This is a genomic window from Streptomyces sp. NPDC005181 (assembly GCF_040608395.1).
Lineage (GTDB): Bacteria > Actinomycetota > Actinomycetes > Streptomycetales > Streptomycetaceae > Streptomyces.
Genome location: NZ_JBEXID010000171.1, coordinates 1 through 7,319 on the forward strand (window position 1 = coordinate 1; position 7,319 = coordinate 7,319).

6 protein-coding genes and 1 pseudogene are annotated in these 7,319 nt (G+C 67.3%); 5 read left to right on the forward strand and 2 right to left on the reverse strand.

The genetic code is table 11. The annotated features are described in order from the left end of the window. Positions 1-379 precede the first annotated feature (379 nt). From ABZV38_RS38870 to ABZV38_RS38890, 5 genes are all read left to right on the forward strand, one after another. A complete protein-coding gene (locus ABZV38_RS38870; RefSeq protein WP_356333503.1) occupies positions 380-820 on the forward strand; it encodes a DUF6278 family protein in 441 nt (146 codons plus the stop codon). 122 nt (positions 821-942) lie between these two features. Further along, a complete protein-coding gene (locus ABZV38_RS38875) occupies positions 943-1,686 on the forward strand; it encodes an amino acid ABC transporter ATP-binding protein (protein ID WP_356333505.1) in 744 nt (247 codons plus the stop codon). Positions 1,687-1,700: 14 nt separating this feature from the next. Further along, positions 1,701-2,612: a glutamate ABC transporter substrate-binding protein gene (locus ABZV38_RS38880; RefSeq protein ID WP_356333507.1), complete on the forward strand. Its 912-nt coding sequence runs from the start codon at positions 1,701-1,703 to the stop codon at positions 2,610-2,612. A 16-nt stretch (positions 2,613-2,628) separates the two neighbouring features. Beyond that, on the forward strand, positions 2,629-3,273 hold the full coding sequence (locus tag ABZV38_RS38885; RefSeq protein ID WP_356333509.1) for an amino acid ABC transporter permease: 645 nt from the start codon (positions 2,629-2,631) through the stop codon (positions 3,271-3,273). Then, complete coding sequence (locus ABZV38_RS38890) at positions 3,270-4,139, forward strand: amino acid ABC transporter permease (RefSeq protein ID WP_356333511.1); 870 nt, start codon at positions 3,270-3,272, stop codon at positions 4,137-4,139. Before ABZV38_RS38885 ends, ABZV38_RS38890 begins: the two co-directional genes overlap by 4 nt. Before the next feature lie 58 nt (positions 4,140-4,197). Here ABZV38_RS38890 and ABZV38_RS38895 read toward each other — a convergent pair whose 3' ends face one another. Both ABZV38_RS38895 and ABZV38_RS38900 read right to left on the reverse strand, forming a co-directional pair. Next, complete coding sequence (locus tag ABZV38_RS38895; protein WP_356333513.1) at positions 4,198-5,793, reverse strand: CocE/NonD family hydrolase; 1,596 nt, start codon at positions 5,791-5,793, stop codon at positions 4,198-4,200. Between the two features lie 148 nt (positions 5,794-5,941). Beyond that, positions 5,942-6,982: pseudogene (locus ABZV38_RS38900) on the reverse strand (Ig-like domain-containing protein); the annotation flags it as partial. Positions 6,983-7,319: the final 337 nt, after the last annotated feature.

Here is a 7,319-nt window from a genome sequence, read left to right on the forward strand (position 1 = left end):
CCACCCCGGCCCAGGCCGCCCCAAGGGCCGCACCTCCACACCCGCACCCCGCCACCCAGTCGGCAAGAAACAGCGCAAAACGGATATGCCTAGACGCGGCGGGGCCGAGCAGCAGCCTTAAAGATCAAGCTTAGCCGTCCCGGCCGGAGTCCGGCCGGACGGCGTTGTCAGTGGTCGCCGATACGGTGGTTCCTGTCATTGTCCCGCTTGCTGGCTGCTTGCGAAGACTCGGACCGCCCCGCCCGTTCAGCGCCGGGCGGGGCGTGCGGACGGCGCGTGCGGCGGCGCGTGGCCGGATGTGTGCACCGGGTTCAGTCCTCGAACGACAGGCCGCGCGCCCTGTGGTGCGTATCCCGGCCGGGATGCGACCCTGAGTGGTATGAACATCCCTTTCTTGGACAACTGGCGTAAGCGTCACGACGGTACGCGCGGGGCGGGCCTCGCGGCCGCCGTCGAGGTCGACCCGGAAGGCGTCGCCGAGCTGCTCGCCGAGTGTGAGCTGCTGCGTGTCCGAGTGGGGCAGCGCGGACTGGAACTCGACGACACCCCGGCCTCGTTGATGGCGCTCGACCAGCTGCCGCCGCGCTGGCGCGACGACCCCGAGGAGCTGCCCTGGCTGGGCAATGACGCCGGGCTCTATCTGGGTACCGTCCTCGTGCGCAACGTCCCGGGTGCGGCCTGGCGCATCTGGCCGAGCGGTCAGCCCGTGGTGCGGCTCACCTCCGGGCGGGAGATCGATGTCGTCGAGGCGGGGCTCGACTGGGCGATGACCGGAAGTCCTGAGCTGTCGCAGGTGTACGCAGAGTCGGCCGAAGGGTAGCCCATCACCCAAACCAAATAAAACGCCTTATGCACCATTTATGCGTGTCGGGTGCGAAGTCCCTTATCGGGGTGGATAGTTTGCGCTGAACTCGACACAGCGATAAGTGGGTAGGGCAGCGTATGGCCGTCGATCCGTTGATCGAGCTGCGGGACGTCAATAAGTACTACGGATCGTTGCACGTACTGCAGGACATCAATCTCACCGTCGGCCGCGGGGAGGTGGTGGTGGTCATCGGCCCCTCCGGCTCCGGCAAGTCCACGCTCTGCCGGACCATCAACAGACTCGAGACGATCGAGTCGGGATATATCGCTATCGACGGCAGACCCCTCCCGGAGGAGGGGAAGGGGCTCGCGCAGCTGCGGGCCGAAGTCGGCATGGTCTTCCAGTCGTTCAATCTGTTTGCGCACAAGACCGTGCTGGCCAACGTCTCGCTCGCCCAGCTCAAGGTCCGCAAACGCAAGAAGGACGAATGCGACGCGCGGTCCCGGGAGCTCCTGGAGCGGGTCGGGCTCGCCTCGCAGGCCGACAAGTACCCCGCCCAGCTCTCCGGCGGCCAGCAGCAGCGGGTCGCCATCGCCCGCGCCCTTGCCATGGATCCCAAGGCCCTCCTCTTCGACGAGCCGACCTCGGCGCTCGACCCGGAGATGATCAACGAGGTGCTTGAGGTCATGCAGCAGCTCGCCAGGGACGGCATGACCATGGTCGTCGTCACGCACGAGATGGGGTTCGCCAGGTCCGCCGCCAATCGTGTGGTCTTCATGGCGGACGGCCGCATCGTCGAGGACCGCATCCCGGAGGCGTTTTTCACCACTCCCGAGAGCGACCGTGCCAAGGATTTCCTGTCCAAGATCCTCAAGCACTGACGGGAGGCTCCCAGTTGCGTACGAGAAAAGTACTGGCCGCCTGTGCGGGTCTCCTGCTGGCCGTCCTCGCTGTCGGCTGCGGCAAGGAGGGCAGCCCTCCGGTGAAGGGGCCGCGGCCCGGGCAGCTGCCCGTGTACAAGGTCGACACCGGCTTCCAGCTGCCCGAGTCGAAAACCTGGACGAAGGCGAAGAAGCGCGGCTACCTCCGGGTCGGCGCCAAGGAGGACCAGCCGTACCTGGGCGAGAAGGACCCGGCCACCGGCCTCTACTTCGGCTTCGACATCGAGATCGCCAGGATGATGGCCGCCTCGCTCGGCTTCGATCCGAAGACCATCCGCTTCAGGACGATCGCCTCCGCCAACCGCGAGACCGCGCTGCAGAACGGCCAGATCGACTACTACGTCGGCACCTACACCATCAACGAGATGCGCAAGAGGCTCGTCGGCTTTGCCGGTCCGTACTTGATGGCCGGGCAGTCGCTGCTCGTCCGCACGGACGAGCACGACATCAACGGCCCGCAGGACCTGGCCGGCAGGACGGTCTGCTCGGCGGCCGGCTCGACCCCGTACCAGCGGATCGCGGCCGACTACCCGAAGGCGATCCTGGTCGCCTACGACACGTACTCGATCTGTGTCGACAACCTGCTGACCTACCAGGTCGACGCCGTGACCACCGACGACGCCATCCTGCTGGGCTTCGCCGCCAAGGCACCCAAGGAGCTGAAGGTGGTCGGCAAGCCCTTCTCCGAGGAGCCGTACGGCATCGGCGTACCGCGCAGCGACAACGCGCTGCGGTTCGCACTCAACGACGCCCTTGAGGCCAACGAGAAGAACGGCAACTGGAAGAAGGCGTTCGAGGCCACCCTCGGCCTCTCCGGAGTGCCCGCGCCGACTCCGCCGCCCATCGACCGCTACCCGGCGACCTGAGGGGACGGGCCACACCATGGACGTACTGACAGAGAACTTCTCGACCTACGCCGAAGGCTTCCTCGGCACCCTCGAACTCACCGTCTTCGCCTCGATCCTGGCGCTGGTGCTCGGCTTTGTCATGGCCTCGTTCCGGGTGGCGCCCGTCGGCTCACTCCGGGTGTTCGGCACCGTCTGGGTGATGGTGCTGCGCAACACCCCGCTGACCCTGCTCTTCTTCGCCGTTCTGCTCGGCCTGCCGCGCTTCGGCCTGGTCCTGCCGTTCAAGGTCTTCGCGGTTCTCGCGCTCGGCTGCTACACCTCTGCGTTCATCTGCGAGGCCCTGCGCTCCGGGATCAACACCGTGCCGCAGGGCCAGGGCGAGGCAGCCCGCAGCCTCGGCATGACCTTCGGACAGACGCTGGGCTCCGTGGTGCTGCCGCAGGCGTTCCGCTCGGTGATCCCGCCGGTCGGCTCGACGCTCATCGCCCTCGCCAAGAACTCGGCGATCGCCGGGGCATTCAGCGTCACCGAGCTGCTCGGCACCTACAAGACCCTCAACGAGCTGGGCTACAACATCATCTGGACCTTCGTCTGGATCGCCGTCGGCTACCTGATCATCACCCTGTCCATCAGTGCGCTCTTCAATCTGATGGAGAAGCACTGGGGAGTCGCCCGATGACCACGCACGCCCCCGAAGCCACCGCGCTCTACGACATCCCGGGCCCGCTCACCCGTAAACGTCACCGGGTGTACGGGATCGTCTCCACGGTCCTGATCCTCGCCCTGGTCGGCTGGATCATCTATCTGCTCTTCGCCACCGAGCAGTTCACCAGCGCCAAGTGGTCACCCTTCGAGTACAAGGGCATCCAGGAACTGCTGCTGCGCGGACTCGGCAACACGCTGAAGGCGTTCGCGTACGCCGCGGTGCTCGCGCTGGCACTCGGGGCGGTCCTGGCCGTCGGGCGGCTCTCCGAACACCGGGCGGTGCGCTGGCTCGCCACGCTCGTCGTCGAGTTCTTCCGGGCCATGCCCGTCCTGGTGATGATCTTCTTCATCTTCGTGGCGCTGAAGGTGCAGCCGCTGCCCGCGCTGGTCGCCGGACTGACCCTCTACAACGGCTCGGTGCTCGCCGAAGTCTTCCGTACCGGCATCAACTCGGTGGATCGCGGCCAGCGCGAGGCCGCGTACGCCCTCGGCATGCGCAAGACGCAGGTCATGACCTTCGTGCTGGCCCCGCAGGGGGTGCGCGCCATGCTGCCCGCCATCATCAGCCAGCTGGTGGTGGCGCTGAAGGACACCTCGCTCGGCTACTTGATCACGTACGAGGAATTCCTCCACGCCGGCAAACTCATCGCGTCCAACCTGGACTACGATCTTCCCTTCATCCCCGTGGTGTTGGTGATCTCGCCGATCTACATCGGGATGTGCATGCTGCTCTCCTGGTTCGCCACCTGGGTGGCCAAGCGGGAGCGGCGCAACCCGAAGACGAAGGCCGTGGAGGTCGCACCGGCCGAACCAGGAACGCTGCTGCCGGGAGTGCAGTAGCCCAGACCGGCCGTACAGCGGTCTGGAGGAGCGGTGCCCGCCCGGCAGCAGCCGGTGATCACTTCTCGCGCAACGGAACGGACAGGTACGAGGGGGCCGTGTCCGGCGAGGAGAAGGTCAGCTGTGAGCCGGCCGGGTTGTGCTCGATATGGAGCGGGTCGACGGTGTCGACGACCAGGGCAAGTCGGTGACCGGCCGGAAGGTCGTAGGCCGTGGAGAACAGCTCCAGGTCCACGGCGAACGGCCGCCCCGGCGTCTGTCCGTGGAAGGTATAGGGGGCGTTGCTGACCAGCTTGCCGAGGCCGAGCGGCCCCTCGTCGTAGAGATACGCGACGAGGGTGCCGCTCTCCTTGTTACCGGCGACCGTGGTGTGGAGCTTCGCGGTCCCGCGGATGTGCTGTGCGGAGCCGTACCGCTCGGACTGCCAGACGCCCGCGAAGGTGCGCGGCAGCAGAGGGATCGAAGCGACCGGAGGCAGCTTCACGAACTGGTCGAGCGCGTTCGACAGCATCACGATGCCGCCATCGGCGCCCGAGTCGATGTTCGCGTAGATCTTCTTCGTGCCGCTGAGCGGGATCCGTTTGCGGTCGGCGCCGACCGACTTCCAGTTGGGGTAGCCCTCGTAGCCGCTGTCCGTACGGGACTTGAGCTGGACCGGCAGTTCCTGGTCGATGCCGTTGCGCTCGCCCTTGAGATAGCGGTCGAACCAGCGGCGGGCGTCTGTCCAGGTGTCGTTGGGCAGGCCGAGCAGGCCGGTGGCTTCGGCGGTGGCGTGGTCGCCCGGGCGGAACTCCAGACGCTTGGGGCCGCTGAGCTTCTCGTAGAACGAGGCGTACTGGTTGGGCGGGAAGATCGTGTCGCCCCACGCGTTGCCCATCATGACGGCGGCGCCGTTGGCGTTGATCTCGTCCAGATACGTGGCGGGGGAGCGCTCCTTCCCCCAGGCGATCATGTCCGGTTCCTTGGCCAGGTTGGAGCCGAGGAAGTCGGTGAGCGTCGTGTTGAGTTCGTCGCTCGGGCGGCCGGTGAGCAGGCCGGCGCCACCGAGCAGTGCGGCGGCCTGGAGGTGCTGGGTACGGCCGCTGTAGATGGAGTCGATGAGATCGGCCCAACCACTCAGCGCGACCACGGCCTTGATCCGCTTGTCGTGACCGGCCGCGAGCAGGCTGATGCCCGCGCCGTACGACACACCGCCCATGCCGATGCGCTGTGGGTCGGCGGGGGTGTGGGCGAGGGCCCAGTCGATGACGGCCGAGACATCGGCGATGTCCGGCGGCCCGGCGACCTCGATCTTCCCGCCGGAGAGCCAGAAGCCGCGCGAGGTGTAACTGACCACCACATAGCCGGAGTCGGCCAGTTGCTGTGCCTGCGCGAGGTACTCGATCTGGGGCGTCGCCCAGCTGCTGGGCAGCACGATCAGCGGGTGTCTGTCGCCCGGCTCCGTACCGGCGGGCGTGAAGACATTGCCCTTGAGGGTGATACCGCCGGAACCGGGGATGTCGTAGAACTTCAGGCTCGGGGCCGACACCGCCACGGGTGCGGCGAGGGGCTGGGCTGCGGCCGCCGGAGCCACGCCGAGGGCGGCTCCGGCGATCAGGACGGCAGCGGTTCCGATGGATGCGGTGGTGCGCAGAGCCGGGTACGGACGTCCCACGGGTCACTCCTCACGCGTGTCGGTGCAAAGTGACCCGACGGTAACCCTGGTCAATTACCGCTGGTAACTCCCCGGTAAGTTGCGTGAGCGTAACGATTGTTGGACGTGATGTCAGTAGTGGCCGGGGAGCCGGAGCGGGCCGCAGCGATCAGTTGAGGGCGCTCTTCGCCTGCCAGTCGGTCCAGGACACATTCCACGCCCCGTAGCCGTTGCCCTCCGCGACCGTGCCCTTGGCGTCCGCGCCGTTGATCTCGAACGGGTCGCCGACCTGCGCCGTCCGATACAGCTCCGCGGCGTTCGCGCCGCTCATCCCCACACAGCCGGAACTGTGGTTGGCGACCCCGAAGTACGCGGCGTTCCACGGCGCGGCATGGGCGTACATCCCCGACCAGGTCAGCCGCATCGACGAGTCGACCATCTTGTCGTACGCGTCGCCCAGGCCGACCGTCTCGGAGCGCATGTTGATCGTGCCCTCCTTCGCCATCAGTACGGCCGTGCCCCGCCAGGAGGCCTTCTCCCCGCCCGGAGTGCCCGCCGACATGGGTACGTCCATGATCGTCTTCCCGTCCCGGTGCAACGCCAGCCGGTGCCGGTCGAGGTCGACCTTGACCACCTGGTTGCGGCCGATCGTGAACGTCGTCGCGTAGTCGCGTACGAACCAGCCGCCGGCCGGGCCCGAGTCGATGCCATTCAGATCGGCGTCGAGCGTGACGCGCGTACCGGACTTCCAGTACTCCTTGGGCCGCCAGTCGATCCTGTCCTTGCCGGAGTAGTCCTGCAGCCAGCCCCAGGACCCCTCGGTGTTGTTCGACGTGGTGACCTTCAGCCCCCTCTCGACCGAGGCCTTGTCCTTCACCGGATTGTCGAAGACGATCGACAGCGGCTGGGCGATGCCGACGGTGGTGTTCTTGCCGGGCGCGAGCGTCAGTTTGTGGACCTTGTCGGCCGCGACGGTCGAGAACCCCGCGCGGTCGGTGCCGCCCCCGGTGTCTGTGGCCTCGACGCTGTACTCGGTACCGGGTGCGGCGACCCGGTCCGACGTCCAGGTCCGGCCGGTGAGCGCGTCGCCCTCGGCGGCAGTCACCTTCACCGTCTTCAGTTTCCCGTCGGCCAGCGTCACCGTCACCGGCTTGCCCGCGACGGCCTTCGTGCCCTGGAGGTTCACGGAGATCCTGGTGTCCGGAGTCCTGGCGGACCCGGCACCCTGACCGGACCCGGAACCCGAGTCCGATGCGGCGGCGCCCGAGCAGGGCGGTTGCAAGTTCCGGGTTCGTGCGGCTGGTCGGGGAGTGACCGGTTGGGGCGCATAACAGGGCAGGCACGGGCTTCGTGATCATTGTGGTGTCTAAGCCCGATGATCTTGAGGTGGCCCGTGCCTGCTGCTGCATCCTCTCCCATCCCTGCCGTGCTGGTGAAGCTGGGTCCGCTGGACCCCGACCGGATCGCCGATCTGCGGCCCTACTTCGACTCGGTGCCCGACCCGCGCGCACGGCGGGGCCGGTGGTACTCGCTGACAGCGATCCTGC